The organism is Bacillus massilinigeriensis (assembly GCF_900117315.1).
Classification (GTDB): Bacteria; Bacillota; Bacilli; order Bacillales; family Cytobacillaceae; genus Bacillus_BE; species Bacillus_BE massilionigeriensis.
Map to the genome: position 1 here is coordinate 93,476 of NZ_LT630337.1, position 24,473 is coordinate 117,948.

General features: G+C 38.1%; 22 protein-coding genes. 21 read left to right on the forward strand and 1 reads right to left on the reverse strand.

Annotation, left to right across the window (positions count from 1 at the left end; genetic code table 11):
- Positions 1 to 165: 165 nt before the first annotated feature.
- Positions 166 to 1,659, reverse strand: coding sequence for a sodium/proline symporter PutP (gene putP, locus BQ6100_RS00455; RefSeq protein WP_075979881.1), 1,494 nt, complete (start codon positions 1,657 to 1,659; stop codon positions 166 to 168).
- Between the two features lie 296 nt (positions 1,660 to 1,955).
- Here putP and BQ6100_RS00460 point away from each other — a divergent pair, with 296 nt between their 5' ends.
- From BQ6100_RS00460 to BQ6100_RS00555, 21 genes are all read left to right on the forward strand, one after another.
- On the forward strand, positions 1,956 to 3,035 hold the full coding sequence (locus BQ6100_RS00460) for a nitronate monooxygenase (RefSeq protein WP_075979882.1): 1,080 nt from the start codon (positions 1,956 to 1,958) through the stop codon (positions 3,033 to 3,035).
- Between the two features lie 125 nt (positions 3,036 to 3,160).
- The gene (locus tag BQ6100_RS00465; RefSeq protein ID WP_075979883.1) at positions 3,161 to 4,105 is read left to right on the forward strand and encodes a diacylglycerol kinase; all 945 of its coding nucleotides are present in this window, start codon (positions 3,161 to 3,163) and stop codon (positions 4,103 to 4,105) included.
- A 408-nt stretch (positions 4,106 to 4,513) separates the two neighbouring features.
- On the forward strand, positions 4,514 to 5,884 hold the full coding sequence (gene rlmD / locus BQ6100_RS00470; protein ID WP_075983380.1) for a 23S rRNA (uracil(1939)-C(5))-methyltransferase RlmD: 1,371 nt from the start codon (positions 4,514 to 4,516) through the stop codon (positions 5,882 to 5,884).
- 296 nt (positions 5,885 to 6,180) lie between these two features.
- On the forward strand, positions 6,181 to 6,729 hold the full coding sequence (locus tag BQ6100_RS00475; protein ID WP_235816460.1) for a helix-turn-helix domain-containing protein: 549 nt from the start codon (positions 6,181 to 6,183) through the stop codon (positions 6,727 to 6,729).
- Positions 6,730 to 6,746: 17 nt separating this feature from the next.
- Positions 6,747 to 8,264: a class I SAM-dependent DNA methyltransferase gene (locus BQ6100_RS00480; RefSeq protein WP_075979885.1), complete on the forward strand. Its 1,518-nt coding sequence runs from the start codon at positions 6,747 to 6,749 to the stop codon at positions 8,262 to 8,264.
- A gap of 3 nt (positions 8,265 to 8,267) precedes the next feature.
- Positions 8,268 to 9,215, forward strand: a complete 948-nt coding sequence (locus BQ6100_RS00485; RefSeq protein WP_075979886.1) for a restriction endonuclease subunit S — start codon at positions 8,268 to 8,270, stop codon at positions 9,213 to 9,215.
- The gene (locus BQ6100_RS00490) at positions 9,215 to 9,577 is read left to right on the forward strand and encodes a restriction endonuclease subunit S domain-containing protein (protein ID WP_159433111.1); all 363 of its coding nucleotides are present in this window, start codon (positions 9,215 to 9,217) and stop codon (positions 9,575 to 9,577) included. The genes BQ6100_RS00485 and BQ6100_RS00490 overlap by 1 nt, the downstream gene beginning before the upstream one ends.
- Positions 9,578 to 9,589: 12 nt before the next feature.
- Positions 9,590 to 9,793: a hypothetical protein gene (locus BQ6100_RS00495; protein ID WP_075979888.1), complete on the forward strand. Its 204-nt coding sequence runs from the start codon at positions 9,590 to 9,592 to the stop codon at positions 9,791 to 9,793.
- A gap of 23 nt (positions 9,794 to 9,816) precedes the next feature.
- Complete coding sequence (locus BQ6100_RS00500) at positions 9,817 to 13,065, forward strand: type I restriction endonuclease subunit R (RefSeq protein WP_075979889.1); 3,249 nt, start codon at positions 9,817 to 9,819, stop codon at positions 13,063 to 13,065.
- Between the two features lie 38 nt (positions 13,066 to 13,103).
- Positions 13,104 to 13,319: a YdbC family protein gene (locus BQ6100_RS00505; RefSeq protein ID WP_075979890.1), complete on the forward strand. Its 216-nt coding sequence runs from the start codon at positions 13,104 to 13,106 to the stop codon at positions 13,317 to 13,319.
- A 33-nt stretch (positions 13,320 to 13,352) separates the two neighbouring features.
- Complete coding sequence (locus tag BQ6100_RS00510) at positions 13,353 to 13,598, forward strand: hypothetical protein (RefSeq protein WP_075979891.1); 246 nt, start codon at positions 13,353 to 13,355, stop codon at positions 13,596 to 13,598.
- Positions 13,599 to 13,767: 169 nt separating this feature from the next.
- Complete coding sequence (locus tag BQ6100_RS00515) at positions 13,768 to 15,003, forward strand: FRG domain-containing protein (protein WP_075979892.1); 1,236 nt, start codon at positions 13,768 to 13,770, stop codon at positions 15,001 to 15,003.
- A gap of 106 nt (positions 15,004 to 15,109) precedes the next feature.
- Complete coding sequence (locus BQ6100_RS00520; protein WP_075979893.1) at positions 15,110 to 17,011, forward strand: ImmA/IrrE family metallo-endopeptidase; 1,902 nt, start codon at positions 15,110 to 15,112, stop codon at positions 17,009 to 17,011.
- Positions 17,012 to 17,113: 102 nt separating this feature from the next.
- Positions 17,114 to 18,358 (forward strand): ISL3 family transposase, encoded by a 1,245-nt coding sequence (locus tag BQ6100_RS00525; protein ID WP_075979894.1) that lies wholly within the window; start codon positions 17,114 to 17,116, stop codon positions 18,356 to 18,358.
- Between the two features lie 491 nt (positions 18,359 to 18,849).
- Positions 18,850 to 19,008 carry a hypothetical protein gene (locus BQ6100_RS21145; protein ID WP_159433112.1) on the forward strand — a complete coding sequence of 53 codons (159 nt, stop codon included), beginning with the start codon at positions 18,850 to 18,852 and terminating at the stop codon, positions 19,006 to 19,008.
- Entirely contained in the window at positions 19,001 to 19,342 is a 342-nt protein-coding gene (locus tag BQ6100_RS00530; RefSeq protein ID WP_075979895.1) for a hypothetical protein, read from the forward strand. The genes BQ6100_RS21145 and BQ6100_RS00530 overlap by 8 nt, the downstream gene beginning before the upstream one ends.
- Before the next feature lie 30 nt (positions 19,343 to 19,372).
- Positions 19,373 to 20,536 (forward strand): DUF2800 domain-containing protein, encoded by a 1,164-nt coding sequence (locus tag BQ6100_RS00535; RefSeq protein ID WP_075979896.1) that lies wholly within the window; start codon positions 19,373 to 19,375, stop codon positions 20,534 to 20,536.
- Positions 20,537 to 20,553: 17 nt separating this feature from the next.
- A complete protein-coding gene (locus BQ6100_RS00540; protein ID WP_084780140.1) occupies positions 20,554 to 21,099 on the forward strand; it encodes a DUF2815 family protein in 546 nt (181 codons plus the stop codon).
- A 5-nt stretch (positions 21,100 to 21,104) separates the two neighbouring features.
- Positions 21,105 to 23,054, forward strand: coding sequence for a DNA polymerase (locus tag BQ6100_RS00545; protein ID WP_075979897.1), 1,950 nt, complete (start codon positions 21,105 to 21,107; stop codon positions 23,052 to 23,054).
- Between the two features lie 22 nt (positions 23,055 to 23,076).
- On the forward strand, positions 23,077 to 23,874 hold the full coding sequence (locus tag BQ6100_RS00550; protein WP_075983382.1) for a phage antirepressor: 798 nt from the start codon (positions 23,077 to 23,079) through the stop codon (positions 23,872 to 23,874).
- A gap of 16 nt (positions 23,875 to 23,890) precedes the next feature.
- Positions 23,891 to 24,070, forward strand: coding sequence for a hypothetical protein (locus BQ6100_RS00555; protein ID WP_075979898.1), 180 nt, complete (start codon positions 23,891 to 23,893; stop codon positions 24,068 to 24,070).
- Positions 24,071 to 24,473 lie beyond the last annotated feature (403 nt).

Consider the following 24,473-nt stretch of genomic DNA (forward strand, 5'->3'; position numbering starts at 1 on the left):
GGGATTAATCTGATATTGCCCTTTTTTTCGACAGAAATATTCAATATTTCCCAGGAAAGGATAAATATCTTTTCAGGAAAAGACAATATTTTTCAATGATAAACTTGTTGTTTGTCGAGTGGAATAAAACTTTGAAAGATGATGTGAAAAACCAATGTTTGAAAACTAATTCCCTTCCTTTATTAATCGGATACTTTCATTGAACTCATTTTCAACATCATCATTATGTCTGAAGGTTAATAAACTAATGATGACTGAGATGATAAAATTCACGATGAAACCAGGAACAATTTCATACAATTCGAAAGGAATTGTACCAGCCTTCGTTAGATTACTCCAAACAATAACAGTTACTGCACCGGCAATCATACCTGAAACAGCACCCCAGTTTGTCATTTTTCTCCAATAAAGGCTGAGTAGAATGATTGGACCGAATGAGGCACCGAAACCTGCCCACGCATACGCCACTAAATCAAGAATGGTGCTATTTTGTTCCCAAGCAAGGACAGCGGCGATGATAGAGACGACTAAAACAGCCATTCGCCCAAAGAGGACGTATTCCTTGTCTGTAGCATTTTTACGGAACAACATTTTGTAAATATCCTCCGTTAATGCACTTGAGGTAACGATTAGCTGTGAAGAAATGGTGCTCATGATTGCTGCAAGAACGGCCGCAAGTAGAAAACCAGCAAATAACGGATGGAATAATATTTGCCCAAGTTCAATAAATACAGCCTCCGGATTGGAGAGAGTAAACTCTGTATTCTTTTTGAAAAAGGCAATCCCAATTAATGCAGTAAAAACAGTACCGAGAAGTGAGAAAATCATCCAGCTCATCCCAATACGGCGGGCATTTTTAGTCTCTTTTACAGAAGTAATGGCCATGAAGCGAACAATAATATGAGGTTGACCAAAATATCCAAGTCCCCAAGCCAATGCAGAGATAATCCCAATAGCCGTTGTCCCTTTAAAGAAGTCGAGGAAGTCAGGATTCACTAATCTAACGGTATCAAAAGTTTCCTTTGGGCCACCAGTGTGAAAAATACCGATGATTGGAACTAAAAGGAGGGCGATGACCATCATCAACCCCTGGATGAAATCCGTATAGCTTACGGCTAAAAATCCTCCGAAGAGTGTATACAGAACGACAACACTAGCCACAATCAATAATCCTGTGTGATAGTTTAAATCGAAGGAACTTTCAAAGAACACTGCCCCTGAAACCATTCCTGAAGAAACATAAAAAGTGAAAAATACTAAAATGACCATTCCTGAAACCATTCTTAATAGTTTTGTATGATCCTTAAACCGGTTTTCTAGGTATGCTGGGATGGTAATTGAGTCATTGGCTACCTGTGTATAGGAACGTAAACGCGGTGCAACAAATAACCAGTTTGCATATGCGCCAAGGGTTAAACCAATGGCGATCCAGGCATCGGCTAAACCACTTACATAAACCCCACCCGGTAGTCCCATTAAGAGCCAGCCGCTCATGTCTGCAGCTCCGGCACTTAATGCAGTTACAGCAGGACCTAATGCACGGCCACCTAGCATGAAGTCGGATAGATTACTTGTTTTTTTATAGGCATACCAACCAATGAGGAGCATACCAGCAATATAAATGCCTATTGCAAGGAGCTGGTAAAACTCATTCGACATCTTCTTTCCTCCTTTGTTATTTTAAAAAACTATCAAATATAGCTTTAATTATATATATTGAATATTCTAACATTTATATAATCAATTGACGATAGCTAATCAGAGTTAAATTTAGAATTTTTAGAATAATAATTTATTTTATTGGTATATTTTAGGATTTATGGTTTATATAGGGAGGTAAAGTTTGGTTCTGTTTATCATATAAAAAATGAAAAAAATAGAGGGGTTTTCCTAATGAAAAAAGAAAGATATAGGGGAAAAGGTCATGAAATGATTGAAGGAGTAGGTGTTGGCTAGTGAGCTGGAATCAAAATAAGGTGACAACGAAACTTGGTATAGAATTTCCTATCTTTCAGGCGCCAATGGCAGGTGGAATTACTACTGCAGAATTGGTCAGTGAAACCTCCAATTGTGGGGGACTAGGTAATTTAGGGGCAGGATATTTAAACCCAAAGGAAATTAGAAAAGAAATTGAAAAGATAAAAGGGATGACAAATAAGCCCTTTGGAATAAATCTCTTTGTTCCTGAAAGAGAGCTTTCAATACATCCAGGACAAGTAGAAAAGATGGAAGAGATTCTTTCTCGATTTCATAATGTACTCCAGCTAGAAGATCAGAAAAGTGATTTCATATACAGCGACCAAGAAACGGAGGAGTTATTTTATCAACAAATTGAGGAAGTGTTACGGGGGAGGGTTCCTATCTGTAGCTTTACCTTTGGAATCCCAGATCCAGGCATTATTAAGGAATTGAAGAACAATGGCTGCACCGTAATAGGGACTGCCACAAATGTTGAGGAGGCAGTCGAATTAGAGGCTGTTGGTATGGATCTTATAGTAGTCCAAGGGGTAGAGGCTGGTGGGCACAGGGGGACATTTCATTCTGAAGAGAGTGGATTTGTTGGATTAATGGCTTTGCTTCCACAAATAGCAGATCATATCAGAGTACCAATCATAGCTGCCGGAGGAATCATGGACGCAAGAGGGATTGCTGCCTCTCTTGTGCTCGGAGCAGAAGCCGTTCAGCTAGGGACTGCATTTTTATGCTGTAATGAAAGTGGGGCGCATCCTGTTTATAAAGAAACTATTTTGCAAGCAACGGAGGATCAAACAAGATTAACAAAAGCTTTTTCTGGAAAACTTGCAAGGGGGATTAATAATCAGTTTATATCAGATATGGACCAGGAGCATAAGCATATTCTGCCTTACCCTATTCAGAATCAATTAACAAACAGGCTAAGGAGGCAGGCAGCGAATCTAAATAATAATGAATTTATGTCATTGTGGGCTGGTCAAGGATTGCGTTTGGCCAAGGAATCGTCAGTGAAAAACCTAATGAAGGAATTAGTGGAAGAGGTTCAAAGAATCATATACTAATAAGAAAGAAATATGTCAAAAATTGCTTTGTCTTCATCTTTTGAGTTATTATGGAAAAGGTGATATACAGATGAAGCTTGTTTGCGTAATGGGAAAAATTTATCTTTTTAATAGGATGGATGGGAATGAAAAGAGCAAGAATAATTTATAATCCAACTTCTGGTCGGGAAATCTTTAAAAAGAATCTTCCTGATGTGTTGGAAAAGCTGGAGATTGCCGGGTATGAAACATCTTGCCATGCAACGACAGGCGCAGGAGATGCAACCGAAGCTGCAAGAATAGCTGTAGAACGAAGATATGATCTTGTAGTAGCTGCTGGTGGAGACGGAACAATCAATGAAGTGGTCAATGGATTAGCGGAACAGGAATTTCGCCCGAAGCTAGGGGTTATTCCAGTCGGTACAACAAATGATTTTGCAAGGGCATTACACATACCACGGGATATATTAAAGGCTGCAGATGTGATTGCCAATGGGGAAACAATTCCTGTCGATATTGGTAGAATCAACGATAAATATTTCATTAATATAGCTGGTGGAGGACGCCTAACAGAGCTTACATATGAAGTACCAAGCAAGTTAAAAACAATGATTGGTCAACTAGCTTATTATTTAAAAGGAATTGAAATGCTTCCGTCAATTCGTGCATCCGACCTGAAAATCGAGTATGATGGGAAGCTTTTTGAAGGCGAAGCTATGATGTTTCTAGTGGGATTAACCAACTCAGTTGGAGGTTTCGAGAAGCTTGCCCCAGATTCATCAGTTAATGATGGTTTATTTTCCTTATTAATTTTAAAAAAGGTGAATCTAGCTGAATTTATTCGTGTAGCAACACTAGCTCTTCGTGGGGAACATGTCAATGATTCAAATGTCATATACACTCAGGCGAATCGAATTAAGGTTACCTCAGAAGAAAAAGTTCAGTTAAATCTGGACGGAGAATTCGGGGGATTATTACCAGCAGAATTTGTGAATTTATATCGTCATTTAGAGGTGTTTGTTCCCTTAGATAAAATTCGTAAGGAAGATTTACCGGAAGAATGGGTTCAGAATGCAGCAGCTGAACAATAAGAAAAGCCTACCTTTCCAAGCATTAGGCAACTGGTTGGAGGGTGGGCCTTTTTATTTTGTCGAAGCAAGGGGACGGTTCTCTGCTTCCAAGTTTCCCCTAGTTTCTTTGTAGGAGCATTGGGACGGATTATTATTCCTGCCTGATTGACACCTATTATTTTCGTGTTGATACTTTGGTGGTTTTTTTGCTTTGAGCTTATCCTGGTTTCCCCTTCAGAGTAGTAGCCCATCGCGGATAAATCGTAAAAATCGCGGATAAATCGTAAAAATCGCGGATATATTCCAAAAATCGCGGATATATGAAATCTATCGCGGATATCTATAAATAGGCATTTTCTTTTCCCGGTGATAGTATGATACAATCTTGCTAGTTAAGGGATTGGAATTATGAAGAAAAGGAAGTTAATGATGAGTAGAACATTACCCGTTCAAAAAAATCAATACATAGATGTGAATTTTGAAGATTTGACCCATGATGGAGCCGGTGTGACGAAAATAGAAGGATATCCGCTTTTTGTACCTGGGGGACTGCCAGGAGAAAAGGCAAATATTAAGGTCATTAAGGTGAATAAGGGCTATGGATTTGGCAAATTAATTGAAATCTATGAAAAGAGTCCATATAGAGTGGAAGTGAATCCCTCAGAGGCACATAAATACGGAGGCTGCCAGCTTCAGCATATAAGCTACGAGGGACAGTTGGCCTATAAACAAAATCAAGTGGAACAGGTGCTGAAGCGGATCGGAAAGCTTGGGGATGTAAAGGTTCATCCAATTATCGGGATGGAAAATCCATGGCATTATCGCAATAAGGCACAGGTTCCGGTAGGTGAAAGGGATGGGAAGTTAATCTCAGGATTTTTTAAACCAAGGAGTCATGAGATTGTTGATACGGATGAAAGCCTCATTCATCTGCCAGAAATCAATGAGGCGATTCAAGCGGTAAAGGAAATCTGTGATGACTTAGGTGTTCCTGCATATAATGAGGAATCACATACAGGTGTATTGCGCCATATCATGGCTCGTTACGGCAATAACACAGGGGAGCTCATGGTTGTCATCATTACAAGAACAACAGATCTTCCTCATAAAAATCAAATCATTGAAAAAATAACAGCACGTCTGCCACACATCAAATCCATTATCCATAACATTAATTCAAAACGAACAAATGTTATTTTAGGTGATAAAACAAAGGTTCTTTGGGGGAATGAGGTCATATATGACTTTATAGGAGACGTGAGATTTGCGATTTCAGCGTTATCCTTTTACCAGGTCAATCCGGTTCAAACGAAAGTCCTTTATGATAAGGCCTTGGAATATGCCAAATTGAGTGGTGAAGAGTCTGTTATTGATGCTTATTGTGGAATTGGAACCATTTCTTTATTTTTGGCCCAAAAGGCGAAGAAGGTATTTGGAGTTGAGGTCGTTCCAGAAGCGATTGAGGATGCCAAGCGAAATGCTGAATTGAATGGGATTACCAATGCTGATTTTGCGGTAGGTGAAGCGGAGGTCGTCATCCCTAAATGGTATGAAGAAGGAAATCAAGCAGAAGTATTAGTGGTGGATCCGCCACGAAAAGGCTGCGATGAAGCCTTATTAAATACAATCATTGAAATGAAGCCGAAGAAGGTTGTATATGTGTCATGTAATCCAGCCACATTAGCGCGTGATTTAAGGATATTGGAGGACGGCGGATATAAAACGGTGGAAGTGCAGCCGGTGGATATGTTTCCTTGTACGACACATGTGGAGTGCGTGGTGTTGATAGAGTTGAAATAGCTTGGTATTAATAGGTTTAGTGGATTTTAGGTAAATATAGAAGTGTGTTTTATGTTCCCTCGGACTAATCGTTCGGGGGATTTTTTGACCCCCGGGGTCTTACTTTTACGCGGAATAAAATGAAGATTAAGTTGGTTAGCTAGTTTTGCGAAAAAGTTATTTCCAAAAGAAAGGGAATTTTTATTGACTCAGACAATAAAATGAAATACACTAAAATAGTAAAAGATTTATCAGTATAGGGATGTGGTTCATTGATTGGACTGGAATATATTCTAAACTTACACAATATGCAACACATGGAACTGGCAGAAAGGCTAGGAATACGAAAACAAAACATCAACTTATGGATTAAAGGGAAACAAAACGTTCCTAAAAAATATCTTCCAACATTAAAAGAAATTTTTGGAGTTGAGGAAGAATATTTCATAAAGGAATTATCAGATGTAGAGAAGCTTGAGATTCAAAAAGAAAAATTAAAGCAAGATTTAAAACCAGTCATCAAAAATCATGAACAGCAATTTTTAATTGGCGATGTGAATGATATTGTTGAAGTACCTGTTTATGACAAAGAAGAAATGAATACCATCGAGAGAAACATTGAAAAAGCAAAATTGGTGTCAAGATTTAAACAGGCAATGGAGATAGTAGATGACCACCCCAATTTAGATACATTTAAATTGATTATTGAATTACTTGAAAAATCGCAGCACGAAGCCATCCTGCATAAAACTATTGAGGCTTTGGCCCATTATTTTGAAGTTTTACCTGACTGGGTTTCAACTGGACCAGAACAAGATGAGTTTGAAAGTGAGCTTTTTGAAGTTCTTGATGACAATAACTTTTAGAGAAGGAGACGAAGTATATGGCAACAGCGAACATTGGCTTTGAAGAAACACTATGGAAAGCAGCAGATAAATTAAGAGGGAGTATGGACTCTGGGGAATATAAACACGTTGTTCTTGGGCTTCTATTCTTAAAGTACATTTCTGATAAATTTGAAACAAAATATAATGAACTTCTTGAAGAAGGGGACGGCTTCGAGGAGGATCGTGATGAATATACATACGAGAATATATTCTGGGTTCCTAAAAATGCAAGATGGGGTTTTATCAAAGATAACGCTAAGGATTCAAAAATTGGACAATACATCGATGATGCAATGATTGAAATTGAAAAAGAGAACCCGAGTTTAAAAGGGGTTTTAGATAAACGATACGCAAGACCTGAATTAGATAAACGTCGCCTTGGAGAGTTAATTGATTTGATTTCAACAATTAGATTACATGATAAAAGTGAAAAGGATTTGCTTGGTCGTGTATATGAATATTTTCTTGGGAAATTTGCAAGCGCTGAGGGCAAAGGTGGTGGAGAATTCTACACACCTACAAGCGTAGTTAAGACATTAGTTGAAATGATCGAGCCATATAAAGGAAGAATCTATGACCCGTGTTGTGGTAGTGGAGGAATGTTCGTACAAAGTGAAAAGTTTGTAGAAGAGCGCCAAGGTGAAATTAGTGATCTTTCAATATATGGACAAGAACTAAATTCAACAACATGGAAGCTATGCAAAATGAATCTAGCGATCCGTGGACTTGAAGGAAATATAGGGGAACATCATGCAGATACATTCCATGATGACCAGCATAAAACATTAAAAGCTGATTATATTCTAGCAAATCCACCTTTTAATATTAGTGATTGGGGTGGCGATCAACTTTCAGATGATGTTCGTTGGAAATATGGAACGCCACCTGCAAGTAATGCAAACTATGCATGGCTCCAACACATGGTTTATCATCTTGCCCCCAATGGTACTGCTGGTATTGTACTAGCGAACGGCTCATTAAGTTCTAATACTTCAAATGAAGGTGAAATTAGAAAGAATCTCATAGAAGCGGATCTAGTTGACGCAATAGTATCTTTACCAGGTAATTTATTTTATTCGACACCGATACCAGTTTCTTTATGGATTTTGAGCCGAAATAAAAAAGAGCACGGGCAATTTTGCGGTCGAGAAAATGAAATTTTATTCATTGATGCTCGTGATCTAGGGACAATGGTAGATCGTCGTCATCGTGAGTTAAGCGAAGAAGAAATTAATAGAATTGCTCACACTTATCATAATTGGCGAAATGTAGAGGGAAGTTATGAAGATGTTCAAAGCTTCTGTAAATCGGTTAAAGTTGATGAAGTGCGGGAGAATGGTTATGTTTTAACACCTGGGCGATTTGTAGGCATCGGAAGAGTAAAAGAAGAAGGAGTTTCCTATAATGAAAAGTTGGAGCAATTGACAAATGAGTTAGGCGAGTTATTCATTGAGTCCCAAAATCTCCAAGAGAAGGTTCGAAAAAATCTAGGGGGAATAGGGTATGAGTTCTGATACATGGGAGAAAAAAAGTTGATAGAAGTTACTACGAAAATTGGGAGTGGTTCTACTCCTAGGGGTGGGAGTAAATCCTATAAGGAGTTTGGACTCCCTTTTATTAGAAGTCAAAATATATATAATTGTGAATTTAATCCATCAGGACTAGTGTACATCGATGAAGAACAAGCAAAAAAGTTATCAAATGTTGAACTGAAAAAAGATGATATTCTCTTAAATATTACAGGTGATTCTGTAGCTAGATGTACAAATGTTCCTAATCAATTTATTGGTGGACGTGTAAATCAACATGTCTCAATAATAAGAGCTGATAATGAACAATTGATTCCTAGTTTCCTTAAATATTACTTGGTTAGTTCGGATATGCAAGAGTTAATGTTATCCTGGGCCCAGTCAGGTGGTACACGTGCTGCTTTAACAAAAGGAATGATAGAAACTTTTGAAATTCCCTTGCCGAGTATAGAAGAGCAAAAGTCTATAGTAAATGTACTATCAACCCTAGATGAAAAAATTGAAACAAACAAACAAATTAACAGCAAGCTAGAAGAAATAGCACAAACGATTTTTAGGCAGTGGTTTGTAGATTTTGAATTTCCTAATGAAGAAGGAAAACCGTATAAATCGAGTGGAGGACAAATGATTGAAAGTGAGCTTGGATTGATTCCTAAGGGTTGGGAAGTAACTACATTTAGGAGTTTTACCAGTAATGTTCTCGGTGGAGACTGGGGTAAGGAAAATGAACAAGGTAATTATAAAAAAGCTATATATTGTCTTAGAGGAGCTGATATTCCAGAAGTAAGTGAAGGGAGGAAAGGCTCATTACCTAAAAGGTATATCATTGAAAAAAACCATAAAAATAAAAAGCTTACTTCAGGTGATTTAGTTATTGAGATTTCCGGTGGAAGCCCACACAATCTACTGGCCGGATTACCTATATTAATGATTTGATGCTAAGTAAATATGATGAAGATTTTGTGTGTACGAATTTTTGTAGGGCGGTCACATTAGAAGATCCTTTGTATATGTATTATTTTTATTTTTATTGGAAGATGTTATATGAATTGGATGTGTTCTTCCAATTTGAAAATGGGACAACTGGAATAAAGAATTTGGATATAAACTCATTTTTAGATAGATTTAAAATAATCTCACCTGGACTAGAAAAAGTTCGAAAGTTCGATGCACTCATAAGCCCTATAATAGATTTAATCCAAATGAATGGAAATGAAAATTTAAATCTATCCAGAACTCGTGACACTTTAATTCCGAAAATAATGTCCGGTGAAATCCGAGTGCCATTTGAAAATTAAGGAGATGTTCTAATGAAGTTTGGAATGCGAAAGCCAAGCTTGAAGAAGAGAATCTCAGCAAGAACTAGCATCAAACGGCAGATAGTACATCGGGCTGGTATGAAAATGCCAAGAGGGTATGGATGGTTACGGAATCCTAAGAAGTATGCTTACAACAAAGTGTATCAGAAAACGTCATTTGATATTTTTAAGCTATTAAAAAAGCTATTCAAATAATGGTTGTTGAGAGGGGGAGACAAATGAGCCTCTTAGAAAATTTCACCGAAGATAAATTAGAAGAAGCAGCAATAGAAATTCTGCAAGAACTAGAATATGACTATATTTTTGCACCTGAAATAAGTTGCGATGGAGAACGTCCTGAAAGAAAAGATTATCGAGAAGTTATACTGGAACAGCGTATAAAAGATGCGCTGTTTCAGATAAATAGAAATCTACCTCAAGAAGCGTTGGACGAGGCTTTTCGTAAGATCATTGCTTTTAACAGTCCGATTTTAGAGGAGAATAATCGATATTTCCATCAGCTTTTAGTAGAAGGGATTGAAGTGTCTTTTCGTGAGGATGGGAATAACCGGACGAAGAGAGCTTTTTTGGTGGACTTTGAACATCCAGAACGGAATGACTTCTTAGCTGTCAATCAGTTCACCATCGTCGAACATGAGGAACGCCGGCCAGATTTAATCCTTTTTATAAATGGTATTCCATTAGTTGTGATTGAATTGAAGTCAGCCACAGATGAAAATGTGGGTATAGATAATGCCTATGAGCAAATTCAGACGTATAAGAGAGATATCCCCTCTTTATTTAACTATAATGCGTTTTGTATTTTATCAGATGGCATTAATGCAAAAGCCGGAACAATCACTGCTAATCAAGAACGTTTTATGAATTGGAGAACAATTGACGGTGAAAGCATCGAATCTTTAGATGTCCCTCAATATGAAGTCATGCTACGAGGAATGCTTGGAAAAGAACGAGTGCTAGACATCATTCGAAATTTCATTCTATTTCAAGAAACAAAGGAAGAAGAAAAAGATGAGGACGGCGAAAAAATTGGAGACAAGAAAACCATTGCGAAAATTCTAGCCGCTTATCATCAATACTTTGCTGTAAAAAAGGCAGTTGATCATACGAAAGAAGCCTCTAGTGAATCTGGTGATAGAAAAATCGGTGTTATTTGGCATACACAAGGTTCAGGTAAAAGTTTTTCTATGGTATTTTATACGGCTCAGCTTGTTCAAAAACTCAACAATCCAACTATTGTTGTCATTACAGACCGTAATGATTTAGATGACCAGCTATATCAAACATTTTGGAAATCTCGTGATGTATTAAGACAAACACCAAAACAAGCCCATGTAAGAAAGCTAACAGATGAACAGAAAAAGCAACAAGCAAAGGATAATTCAAAAGAACAGAATGGACTATATGACCTATTAAATGATCGTGAGTCTGGTGGGATTATTTTTACAACCATCCAAAAGTTTAAACCGGAAGAGGGAGAAATGCCGGTATTAACTGATCGCCGAAATGTGATCATTATTGCGGATGAGGCTCATCGTAGCCAATATGGGCTAGAAGCTAAAACAAACACAAAGACTGGTGAAGTGAAGTTTGGCTATGCAAAGTATTTAAGAGATGCACTCCCTAATGCTTCTTTCATCGGGTTTACTGGAACCCCTATTGAATTAGAAGATAAATCGACGCCAGCTGTCTTTGGAAATTATATCGATATCTATGATATGACAAGAGCAGTAGAAGATGAAGCGACAGTTAAGATTTATTATGAGAACCGGATTATTAAGCTGGAGACAGACGAAGAAGAATTAAAGAAAATTGATGATGAGTTTGAAGAAATTACAGAAGGCCAAGAAGATAATGATCGAGAGAAGTATAAAACAAAATGGTCTAGGTTAGAAGCAATTGTTGGCTCCCCTAACCGGATTAAGCAATTAGCAAAAGATATCGTGGAGCATTATGAAGAAAAGACCAAAACAATTGATGGGAAAGCAATGGTCGTTTGCATGAGCCGTCGCATTTGTGTGGAATTATATAACGCAATTGTTGCATTAAGACCTGAGTGGCATAGTGATGATGTCAATAAAGGAAAAGTTAAAGTAGTGATGACCGGAGGCGCTGGTGACGATGAAAAGCTACAACCTCACATTGGTGGAAAACAACGAAGAGACACTTTAGCTAAACGAATGAAAGATAATAGTGATGAACTAAAGATTGTCATCGTAAGGGATATGTGGCTTACAGGCTTTGATGTTCCATCCATGCACACCATGTATATTGATAAGCCAATGAAAGGTCATAACTTAATGCAAGCTATCGCACGAGTAAATCGAGTCTTTAAAGATAAGGCCGGCGGAGTTGTGGTTGATTATCTAGGAATACTTGAAGCTTTAAAAAAAGCACTAAATCAATATACGGAAAGTGATAAAAAGAGTATAGGAATTGACACTTCTGCAGCTGTTGCGGTGATGATCGAGAAATTAGAAATTCTCCGTGATATGATGCATGGCTTTGATTACACAGCATTTATGGGAACATCACAAGCTGGCAGAATGCGAGCAATTGTCGGTGGTATGAACTTTATCCTTGGTAAGCCTGAAAAAGAACAGAAAGACTTCAAGCAAATTGCTACAGAATTAGCAAAAGCCCATTCTTTATGTGCAGCGACTGATGAAGGAAAGAATGTGGCGTTTGAGGTGAGTTATTTTAAAGCGGTAAAAGCTAGCTTAACAAAGTTAGAAGTAAAGAATCCACAAAAGAAGTCTAAGAAAGAAGTAGAGGCAAGAGTTAACCAATTACTGGAACGTTCGATTATCTCAGAAGAAGTTATTGATGTATTTGATGCGATGGGTATGAAGCGCCCTGAAGTTTCTATTTTATCAGAAGAGTTCCTACAAGAAGTAAAAGAGATGAATCATAAAAACTTAGCGGTTGAAATGTTGAAGAAACTCTTAGAAGGCAACATCAAAATGATGGAAAAGAGAAACCTTGTCAAATCTGAAAGGTACTCTGATAAGCTCAAAAAGGCATTGAATAAGTATAGAAATCAAGCGATTACAAATGCAGAAGTAATGGAAGAGTTAATCCGAATGGCGAGGGAAATGAAGAAGGCACGTGAGGAAGAAGAAGATCTTGGATTGAATGAAGATGAAATTGCCTTTTATGATGCGCTCACATCTGATGAAATTGTAAAAGAATTAATGGACGATGATGTACTTAAGAAAATTGCAAATGAATTAACGGCTGCAATTAAACGTAATATTTCTATCGATTGGCATGTAAGAACAAGCGCTCAAGCTGGTATGAGGCGAATCATCAAACGACTTCTTAAAAAATATGACTATCCACCAAAACAAGTGAAGCATGCTTTAGAAGTTGTAATGAGACAGGCGGAATTAATGTGTGGAAATGTGAAGGTTGAAGATTTACAGTCATTCCGAGCTGCAGAAGCAGGAGAAGAATACAACATTTGATTCAGATTTAATTAAACTCACGAGGGGAGTAGTGTACTGTGGCAGACATCAAATTCGAAATAACAGCACAAATAGCTGTCCTTTCAGAATCTGCAAAAGGATGGACAAAAGAATTGAACTTAATTAGTTGGAATGGCCGAGAACCTAAGTATGATGTCCGTGATTGGGCCCCTAACCATGAGAAGATGGGGAAAGGTGTCACTTTATCAAAAGAAGAATTGGATAATCTGATAGTTGCATTAAGTAAATTATAATAAATTTCTTATTTTGTAAGTTGGGGGATTAATATGGCTGAAAAAATTGTAAATGTAACCGATAAGTACGGCCACGAATTACTAGAAATTAAAAACAAACTTAGTCAACTTGAGAATGGTAGAGTGTATGAATTATCAAAAGCGCAAATGGATGGCTATCTTGCTACTAATGTAAAGCAGTTGGAAAAAATGATTGCTCAGTTACTATATAAAATTGAGTATGGTAGAGATTCTGTTGAGGATCAGTTTTCGGAGATCTTTAGTAGTAAAGAGGAGTAAATAATTTCTTGTAATGGTCTTAGTAGATTGTGTTGAACGTTAACAACAAAGTTGATCTAACAATGTCTTTTCCATAACTAGTTGAGCTAATAAAGTAAGTAAAGGGATTTTGGGATATTAATAATATATGTTCGATTTGATATGCGGACTTTGGTTTTGGAGTGAGTATATGAGTGAATACATTTCAAAGAGATATACCGATAAACTCGATAATAGAATAATTGAAATCACGTATGATGATATCAGATCTATGATCCAAGAGAATGAAAGAGATGCAAAAGAGTGCGAAGCAGTAACGAAAGATAGTTATGTAGGAAAAAATTATTACTCTGATAACCCAAGTAATTCACGCTTGGAATTTTATAAAGAAGTCCTTTATAGAGATCCGAAAACGTCAGGTTTTATCATGCAATATCCACACGGAGTTGTGATACGCCAAGCAGAGAGAAACAATTATTATCGTGGAGAAAATCAAATATTTTCTAGGAGTGTACCTTCCATAACAAGAAAGCTTAATCAGTTTGATAATGAGGTAGATAAAGAACTATATAAGCTAGTAGCAGACATGAGGATTGCAGAATTTGGAATGTTTCTGTTCGAATTTGATTATGTGAAGAATTGGGCTACTTCATATAGTGATGTCTTATTTGAAGCATTAGCACAGCATTACGGCTTGGAGACAAATTGGTTGGATATTACAAACGATTTTAATGTAGCATTGTTTTTTGCGACCTGTTATTACGATGGTAAGGAAAAACGATGGAAACCGTTAACGAAAGAAATGACGGAAAAGTCCAATAGTACAAAGTATGGGATGATTTTTCATATACCACAATGGCAGGTTAGTGCTAAGAGTACGTTTAATATTACAGGGCAATTCTCAAGTAACAATGATGAAGAAAAAATTCTAAATAATGATGTATTGCCTATTGGTTTTCAACCCTTTATGAGATGTCATATGCAGCATGGTTATGGCATTAGAATGGTGGATGAGTATCCTCTACAGGAAGACTATACTTTTGAAAAATTAAGATTCCGACATTCGGAAAAATTATCAAAAGAGATATATGAACGAATGGACCAAGGAAGATTAATTTATCCTCATGAAGGGCTTTTAGATTTTATGGATATTATTGAAGATATCCAGCAGTCTAATATTTTTACTGAAGATGCCTTTGATTACGCATTTAATAAAAGTAATTATTTTACTGACAAAAACAGATGTAAAAAATTACTTTGTGAATCAACTATACTTGGAGATAAAAGGATTACTTTTGGGGGTATCCATCCTTTTCATCTTAGTAGACAACGTAGACGAAGGCTAGACAGGATGTATGAAGGTTTTTCAATTGAAAAAGAATATGGAATAAAACTAATGTGTAGAAAAGTTGCATACGGCGACTAGGAATTACTCGCTGTGTTTGCTTGTTGGCTTCGCAAGCTATTAATTTTATTAGAAATAAGATGTAGTGTGGGATTCTATTTTAAATCAGAAGCAAGGAGACTTGCCTATGGGTAAATTACATTCATTTAGAGATGTTATTCAGGAACTGTATTATAACGAAATTTTTGATGAGTTATCAGAGTTTATAGAAGAAAATCCTTCTCACCTTGAATCAAAATCATACTTTGTTGAAGAACCAGATGAGGCGAGCTTAGAAGACTTCGAAGTGAAGTGGATTAATATAACTAGCTCACAGGATAACTCAATTAATTTTGATGTCATTGTTTCTGCTGAAATTCAAATTGCTGAAACAGTAAAACGCAATAGGGAAACTGATGGGTTAATTCAATGGTTCAGAATTTCTTGTACAGCAATATTAGAGGACGGTCTTCAGGATTTTGGTGTAATAGATGTGTCTATCTATATGAAACAAAGAGAGAATAAGGAGAATCGCCTTTCAGAATACTTGGTTCCTGTCATTAGTAAGGACCAGCTAGATCAAGTTGCAGAAGGATTTCTTGAAAAGTATTATCCGGAAGCTCTCGAAAAGCCAATGAAGGTACCAGCTCGTAAAATTGCTGAAAGAATGGGTCTTGGCATTAGAGAAATACACATCACAAAAACAGGTTCTGTTTTTGGACAGATATACTTTTCTAATGCTAAAACTCGATATTATGACATCAATTCAGGGGCCTACAAGTCAGTAAAGGTAAAAAGAGGAACAATGTTTATTGACCCAGATGTGTTTTTTATGCGCAACATTGGATCTATGAATAATACGATAATCCACGAGTGTGTACACTGGGAATTACACAAAAAATTCTTTGAACTTGAGAAACTTTATAATCGTGAAGCAAAAGCAATCAGTTGTAGAGTAATAGAAAGTGCTAAGCCGGAAAAGAATAGGACTCCGTTGGATTGGATGGAATGGCAGGCTAACGCTCTAGCTCCAAGAATACTAATGCCCGAAAAGCAAACAAGGGTAAAGATAGAAGAGTTAATTGCCAAAAACAAACGATTATATTCAAGAGAGAACTCTTATGAGATTTTCGAATCAGTAGTCCTAGAATTATCTGAGTTTTTCGAAGTGTCTAAAGTGGCAGCAAAGATTAGAATGATTGATCTCGGTTATAGAGAGGCGGTTGGCGTTTACACCTATGTAGATGACCGCTATGTGGCAAGCCATGCTTTTGATAAAAAGGCTCTTAAAAACAATCAAACGTTCACTATTAGTATTCAGGATGCATTGTTTGAATATGCGACGAATGCGAACCTTAGAAGTCTATTAGATTCGGGGAAATATCTATATGTTGATTCTCATTTTTGTATAAACGATCCTAAATACATATACCGAGATGATTACGGATATGCAAATCTAACAGATTACGCAAGACGACATATTGATGAATGCTGTTTGATTTTCGATGTGAAAGCAAGTCCAAATAAAAATGGTGTCAACTACTACAAAGAGGCAGTTCTATATAGAGATGTTGCGTCTGATAAGCTAGTAGAAGTTAAGTTTTCAGATTCAGATAATAATAAATCGATAGAAAAGAATGCGAAAGAATTAATGTTATTTGGAGGTATGGCTAGTCAAATAGCCAATATCCAGCGCACTCTTCCCACTACATTTGGAGACACTCTTGTATCCCATATGAAGCGTCTTAATATCACAGAAGAAGAATTGGCCCAAAAATCATTGGTTAGTCCAAAGACGATTCAAAGAATGAGAAATGATTTTGATTATAATTCAAAACTCGGGACAGTTATTGCGATCTGTATTGGACTTCAGTTACCTCCTCCACTGAGTTTGGATATGGTAGCTAAAGCAGGACATTCTTTCAGACCAGGTGATCAAAAACATGTCATTTTTCAAATGTTATTAATGACAAAGTTTCAAAGCTCTATATATGAATGTAATGAAATTCTTGTTGCATGTGAATATAAAACTCTCGCAAAAGAAGCTTAATAAAATAAAAATGCTTCCTCGCTAAACAGTATTGGTTTAAAGATTCCTAGACCTGACCATAATGGATAATAGTTTGAAATATTATTATCTGGGGTGGTCCAAATGGAAGATTTTAATCAAGAATATAGTGTGTTTCAAAAGGCTTTAAATATTGAAGATCCTTGGTATGTTGTTGATTATGAATTGAATTCAAAGGAACTTATTCTCGATATTTATTTAGATTTTAAACGTGGTGCAGAATTTGTCTGTTCTCACTGTGGCCATCCACATGCCAAAGTCCACGATATTTTAGATGATGACCGTACATGGAGGCACTTGGATTTCTGGCAATATCAGACTATCCTTCACGCAAGACTTCCTAGAACGAAGTGTGACCTTTGTAAAAAAATCCGTACCGTACATGTAGAGTGGTCTCGTCCTGGTGCTGGTTTTACATGGTTCTTTGAATCTGAAGTTATGCAACTTATGAAAGAAATGCCAGTGGCAGCTGTAGCTCGAAAAGTAGGCGAGCATGACACCCGGTTATGGCGTGTCTTTCATTATTATGTTGATAAAGCTATGAAAGAATTGGATATAACTAACGTAAAACGTATTGCCATTGACGAAACATCCAGCCGGCGCGGTCATGAATACGTTACCTTGTTTGTGGATGTTGATACCAAACGTGTTTTATTTGCCACGGAAGGAAAAGATGCCAATGTTCTAAAGGTGTTCTCGACCTTTTTGAAAGATAATGGGATTGACCCGGAAAACATTGAAGAAGTCTGTAGTGACATGTCTCCAGCCTTTAAAAAAGGCGTTGAAACAGAGTTTCCTAAGGCCCATATAACCTTCGATAAATTTCATGTGATGAAACTAGTCAATGAGGCTCTGGACCAAGTAAGACGAACGGAACAAAGTGGAGAACCAGGCCTGAAAACGACTCGATATTTATGGCTAAAGAATCAGCAAAACCTAAATCAGGAGCAACAAGAAAAAGTTTTAAAACTAAAAGACACTAACTTAAAAACAGCTAGAGCTTACCGGATGAAACTTTCCCTTCAAGACCTATGGACCAAGTCCAAGCTATTTGCGCCATTTTATTTTCAGGAATGGTATAACTGGGCAATTCGATCTCAATTAGAACCTATGGTAAAAGTAGCACAGACACTAAAAAGACATGAGCCGGGTATTTTGAGATGGTTCGTTTCTAAAATGACTAATGGCCTACTTGAAGGTATTAACAGTCTGGTTCAAGCTGCAAAGCGCAAAGCAAGAGGATATAGGACAACCAAAAACTTTATTGCGATGATCTACGCAACAGCTAATAAGCTAATGATTCGGGTAGAACCACATAAGCAAGGGTAGGTCCTTCTCAACTTACAGACCAAGCTCCATTTTACCGGAGGGCTGTCAAGTGCTTTCCTTGACTGCCATCCGGTAAAATGGAAAACTATTAGAGTTGAGAAGGAGCTTATCCTCTGACTCTAGGGATGTTTTCTTCTTTACCAACACTAAATGGCGAAGAGCCATAAAAATATTTATTGGTGCTGGACATTCTATGTCCGGTTCTTTTTTTGTTTAAAATCAAGAGCATTCTCAAAAGTGATAAGCAAATATCACTTTGGGGGTGCCTTTTTGCGTAAAAATAGGACATTTCGTGTCCGGGTTAAACATTGAGTGAGAGATTACTATTAAGTCAAGAGGTTGGCCAACCCCTAAAAACAAAGCGGAAATCATAGAAGGAACATCACTAAGAATTTTTATTGAAAAATTTTTATGATTTTTGGTTACCAAAGTAGCCTTCCCGTTGGCTAATAAGTGAAGGACATTATTAACCACGAGGAGGTGAACTTTAATTGACAACACAAGTTAAAGCAAAAGAAGGCAACAAAGTCATTCAGGAAGAAATGATTGGGGTCCTTACGGCTATCAGCATTGTTTCTAAAAGACTAGCTAATCGACTGAGCCAGCTTGATGAACGAAATGAGAAGGAAGGAGAAAAGGTAGATGAGTAAAACAAAACTCGCTCTTGATGTAGTGACGAACTTGCGGAATCTAGCAGGAAGTATTGAAACCTTGGTGTTTGCATTAGAAAGCAATGAGACGGACTCTGGAGTTCCCGTTGAAAAAGAACAACCTAAGAAAAACAAGGAACCAAAGAAACCAGCACAGTCTCCAAAAGCTAAACTACCAGTTTTTGAAGATGTCAGAGCTAAACTTGCAGCATTAGCCCAAGATGGTAAACAGGTTAAAGTGAAAGAACTTATTACAGGTTTTGATGCAAAAAAGTTAAGCGATATCCCAGCTGAAAAGTATCCAGAACTGTTAGAAAGGGCGGACAAGCTTTGATAAAGAAGAAAGGGAGGTTTCTACTATTATATGAACCATTCAGAAAGGGCTCATGCGGTATTAAGTGCCTCTAAGTCAAGCATGTATTTAAAATGCACACCAAGTATTCGGTTGGGTGAACGATTCAAAGAAGAAACAAGTATCTATGCCAAAGAGGGTACATTCATGCATGAACTGTCAGAGCTTTATTTGTCTTATGAGTTAAAACAGATGACAAAAGCTCAGTTGAACAAAAAGCTGAAGCTGATGAAACAAAATGAATTTTATAACCCAGAAATTGAACAAGCTGTCCAATGCTATGTGGATATTGTCTTCGAAAAAATAATTGAAGCTAGGGCAAGAAGCAAAGATCCACTCATCCTCATTGAGGAAAGGTTGGATTTCAGTCCTTGGGTTCCAGAAGGATTTGGAACTGGGGATGTAGTGATTATTTCCGACGGCATTTTGGAAGTAGTTGACCTTAAAGGTGGTAAAGGCGTAAAAGTTTCTGCTGAAAATAATCCACAAATGCGGCTCTATGCATTAGGTGCCATTCATGGGTTTGGAATGTTGTATGACATCCAGACTGTAATGATGACTATTGTACAACCTAGATTAGATAACATTTCCACTGATGAAATACAGATAGATGATTTGTTGGAATGGGCGGAATGTGAAGTCAAGCCACAGGCGGAACTAGCATTTGCTGGCGAGGGGACATTTGTGGTTGGACCGCATTGCAGGTGGTGTAAGGCGAAAGCAGCCTGCGGGGCTAGGGCAGAAGAAAATATGAAACTAGCACGTTTGGATTTTCAAAAGCCGCCACTACTGACGGATGAAGAGGTGGTCGAAGTTCTAACTTCTCTTGATGAATTAATCAGTTGGGCGAAAACCATTCAAGAATTCGCCTTATCAATGTCAGTGAATGAAAACAAGCAGTGGCCAGGAATGAAACTCGTAGAGGGCAGAGGGAGTCGCAAATATAGCAATGAAGAAGCGGTAATCGACACACTCACTGCTGCGGGATATGACAAAGATGTCATTTACAAGAAATCACTAAATACAATCACCAGCCTTGAGAAAGAACTCGGTAAAAAAGAGTTTGAAGAGTTGCTTGGTCCTTTAGTTACAAAGGCACCGGGCAAGATGAAGCTCGTCCCTGAAGAGGACAAGCGACCAGAAATAAAAGCTTCACCTGAAGCAGATTTTCAATAATGAGGAGGAACTAAAACGTGGTAAAAATTACGATTGGAACAAAAGAAGAACCGGTACGATTCAGCTATGCGAATGTACATCAAGCAGTGAGTGTCAATGGAAGTGACTTGAAGTATTCAGTCAGTATCATTATCCCGAAATCAGATAAAAAGACCATCAAAAAGGTAACAGATGCGATACAAAAAGCGACTCAAGAAAATAAGGACAAATTCGGTGGTAAGGCACCTTCGAACTTGAAGAGCCCATTGCGTGACGGTGATGTAGACCGTGAGGATGATGAAGCTTATGCAGATTCCTTCTTCATTAATGCAAATAGCAAGATTAAGCCGGGCATTGTAGATGCAGACTTAAATCCAATCATGGACCAAAGTGAGTTTTACTCGGGCTGCTATGGACGTGTTAGTTTGACTTTCTACGCTTACAACGTAAATGGAAATAAGGGAATTGCGGCAGGGCTTCAAAACATTATGAAGACTACTGATGGAGATCCACTTGGTGGCCGAAGCAGTGCAGAAGCCGACTTTGCAGATGATAGTGACGATGATGACGATATTTTAGGTTGATATCTATGAAACTATTAGCAATCGATATTGAAACTTACAGTGAGGCGGACCTCGTGAAATGCGGGGTCTACGCCTACAGTGAATCAGCAGATTTTGAAATTCTCCTCTTTGCCTATGCGGTTGATGAAGAAGAGGTGCAAATTGTTGACTTAGCATCTGGTGAGAAGATACCGGATGACATTGAAAGAGCGATGACGGATCCAAAAGTGTTAAAAACAGCTTACAATGCAAATTTTGAACGAACGTGTTTAGCCAAGCACTTTAATAAACCAATGCCACCTGATCAATGGCGATGTTCATCTGTTCATGCTTTAATGCTTGGTTTGCCTGGATATCTCGATGGAGTGGCCAAATGCCTCAAGTTGAAAGAACAGAAACTGAAGGAAGGGAAGTCCTTAATTCGCTATTTTTCGGTTCCATGTAAACCTACCAAAGTGAATGAGGGGAGAACTCGAAATCTACCAGAACATGATCCTGATAGGTGGAACACCTTTAAGCTGTACTGTAAACAGGACGTTGAAGTTGAAAGGCAAATCCGAAAGAAACTAGATGCATTTCCAATCCCGAAAATTGAACAAAAGCTTTGGGAGTTAGATCAAAAAATCAATGATGAAGGGGTTCTTATTGATAAAAGCCTAGTCATAAATGCTATTCAGGCAGATAAGGCATTTCAGGATAAGCTTTTCGATGAGGCCATCCTTTTAACAGGGCTAGAGAATCCAAATAGTCCAGTGCAATTAAAAGGTTGGTTAATGAAGCAAGGAATAGAAGTGGATAGCCTTGCCAAGAAAAACGTCGAAGCATTGATGAGTGAAGTGGAAAATTCGGAAGTGAAGCGGCTGTTGGAATTAAGACAAGCAATGTCAAAAACATCAGTGAAAAAATATGAAGCTATGGAGCGTTCCGTTTGTTCTGACCTAAAGATTAGGGGATTGCTGCAATTTTATGGTGCGAGTAGGACAGGCCGTTGGGCTGGAAGACTTGTACAAATTCACAATCTACCAAGAAACAATATGGGTGATTTAAAGATTGCTAGAAGTCTTTTGAAGTCCGGAGATTATGAAACGATAAATATTCTGTTTGATAGTTTGTCGGATGTATTATCGCAATTGATCCGAACAGCGTTTATCCCAGCCAATGACCACCGTTTTATTGTAGCCGACTTTTCAGCAATTGAAGCACGAGTCATTGCGTGGCTTGCAGGTGAGCGTTGGCGGATGGGTGTCTTTCAATCACACGGAAAAATTTATGAAGCCTCTGCTGCACAGATGTTTAAAGTACCGATTGAAACCATCGATAAAGGTAGCCCGCTCAGGCAGAAAGGTAAGATTGCCGAACTTGCTCTTGGCTACGGTGGCTCTAAAGGGGCACTGACGCAGATGGGTGCTTTAGAAATGGGCCTGAACGAAGATGAACTTTCTGAGTTAGTTTCCGCTTGGCGGGAGGCTAATCCGAATATCGTGAAACTCTGGTGGGGCATAGAAGCAGCAGCCATTAAAGCGGTGAAAGAAAAAGTAGTGGTGAAGATGCAGTATGGACTTACTTTTCATTACATGAAAGGGATTTTATTTATCACGCTGCCATCGGGTCGTTCCCTAGCCTACGTAAGGCCCAGAATTGGGGTGGACGAGCGTTTTGGCAAAGAACAGCTTACGTATGAAGGAACAGAACAAGGCTCCAAGCAGTGGGGCAGGATTCCTACTTACGGCGGCAAACTTACGGAGAATATTATCCAAGCTATTGCTAGGGATTGTCTCGCAGTCTCCATGCTTCGTTTGGATGAAGCGGGATACCTCATTAATTTCCATGTCCATGATGAAGTTGTTCTGGATGTTCCAATTGGAACGGGTTCTATGGAAGAAGTAGAAAGCATAATGGGTCAGCCGATTGCTTGGGCTTCAGGACTTCCTCTAGGAGCAGATAGTTTTGAAACCTATTATTACAAAAAAGATTAAATCGAATAGGAGGAAATTGATAATGAATAGATTACAAGTAGTTTCAAATGAGGTTTTTGGACAGTTACAGGTAATGGAGTTGGATGGTAAGGTATATTTCCCTGCAACGGATTGTGCAAAGATGCTGGGCTATTCCAATACAAAAGATGCTATCAAACGCCATTGCCGGTGGGTAGCGAAACACGACCTACCTCATCCGCAGAATGAAAAAAAGGTTATTCAGAAGAATTTCATCCCAGAAGGTGATCTCTATCGATTGATTGTGAAATCGCAACTTCCGGCAGCGGAGCAGTTCGAACGTTGGGTGTTCGATGAAGTGCTACCAGATATCCGAAAACACGGAATGTACGCTTCCGAATCATTACTTGATGATATTCTTAAAAATCCAGATCTCGGCATTAAGCTTTTTACGGAATATAAGGAAGCTAAAGAAGAAGCAAAAAAGCTAAAACTTGCTAATGCTCAACAGAAACAAATTATCGGTGAGTTGCAGCCGAAAGCGTCGTATTATGATTTGGTTCTTCAGAATAAATCGATTGTACCTATAAGCATTATTGCAAAGGATTACGGTCTATCTGCAAGAAAACTGAACGCCCTCCTCCATGAGCTAGGTGTGCAATACAAGATGGGGAAAACGTGGCTTCTCTATCAAAAATATGCGGAAATGGGCTATACCCAATCAAAAACCCATGCCATTGATGCAGATAGAAGCGTAATGCACACTTACTGGACCCAAAAGGGAAGACTCTTTCTTTATGAACTATTAAAGAGAGAAAAAGGATTGGTACCGTTGATTGAGCGCTCTACTAAATCGGCATAGTTGGGAAGTGTCTAACATGGCCGATATAGACACAGTGAAATTCTTAGTGGAATTAAGGCAGTTCAAAAGTGTAATACCGAAACAGGCAATGAAAACATTGAAAGGTCAGGCTCTTTCCGGTGATTTGGAAGGAGCCAGAAAAGGCCTAGGTACTGTGTTACGTAGGAGGGCTGGTAGATGTGAAAGAGCTCAGTGAAAGAAGAAGCAATAGTTTAAGACATGATGCAAATCTTACGATTGCAACCGGAAGAAATAGAAAAGAACTGAACTGGAAAAATCGTGAAATGCTCTGGTCTGAGGTTGTTCAGAAGCTAAGTAGCACGATTCGAACCCATGAAACGTATGAGGAATATAAGAAGCTTTCTAAATCCAAGCAGGATGAGATTAAAGATGTGGGTGGATTTGTAGGTGGCACCTTAAAGGGTGGCCGAAGAAAACAGGACAGTGTGGTTTGGCGACAAATTGTATCTCTTGATGCTGACTTTGTGAAAGGAGACTTATGGGCATCAGTTGAGACCATGTTTGGCTACGGATGCGCCATGTACTCTACTCATAAACACCATCCGAAAAACCCAAGGTTAAGACTAGTCATTCCTTTA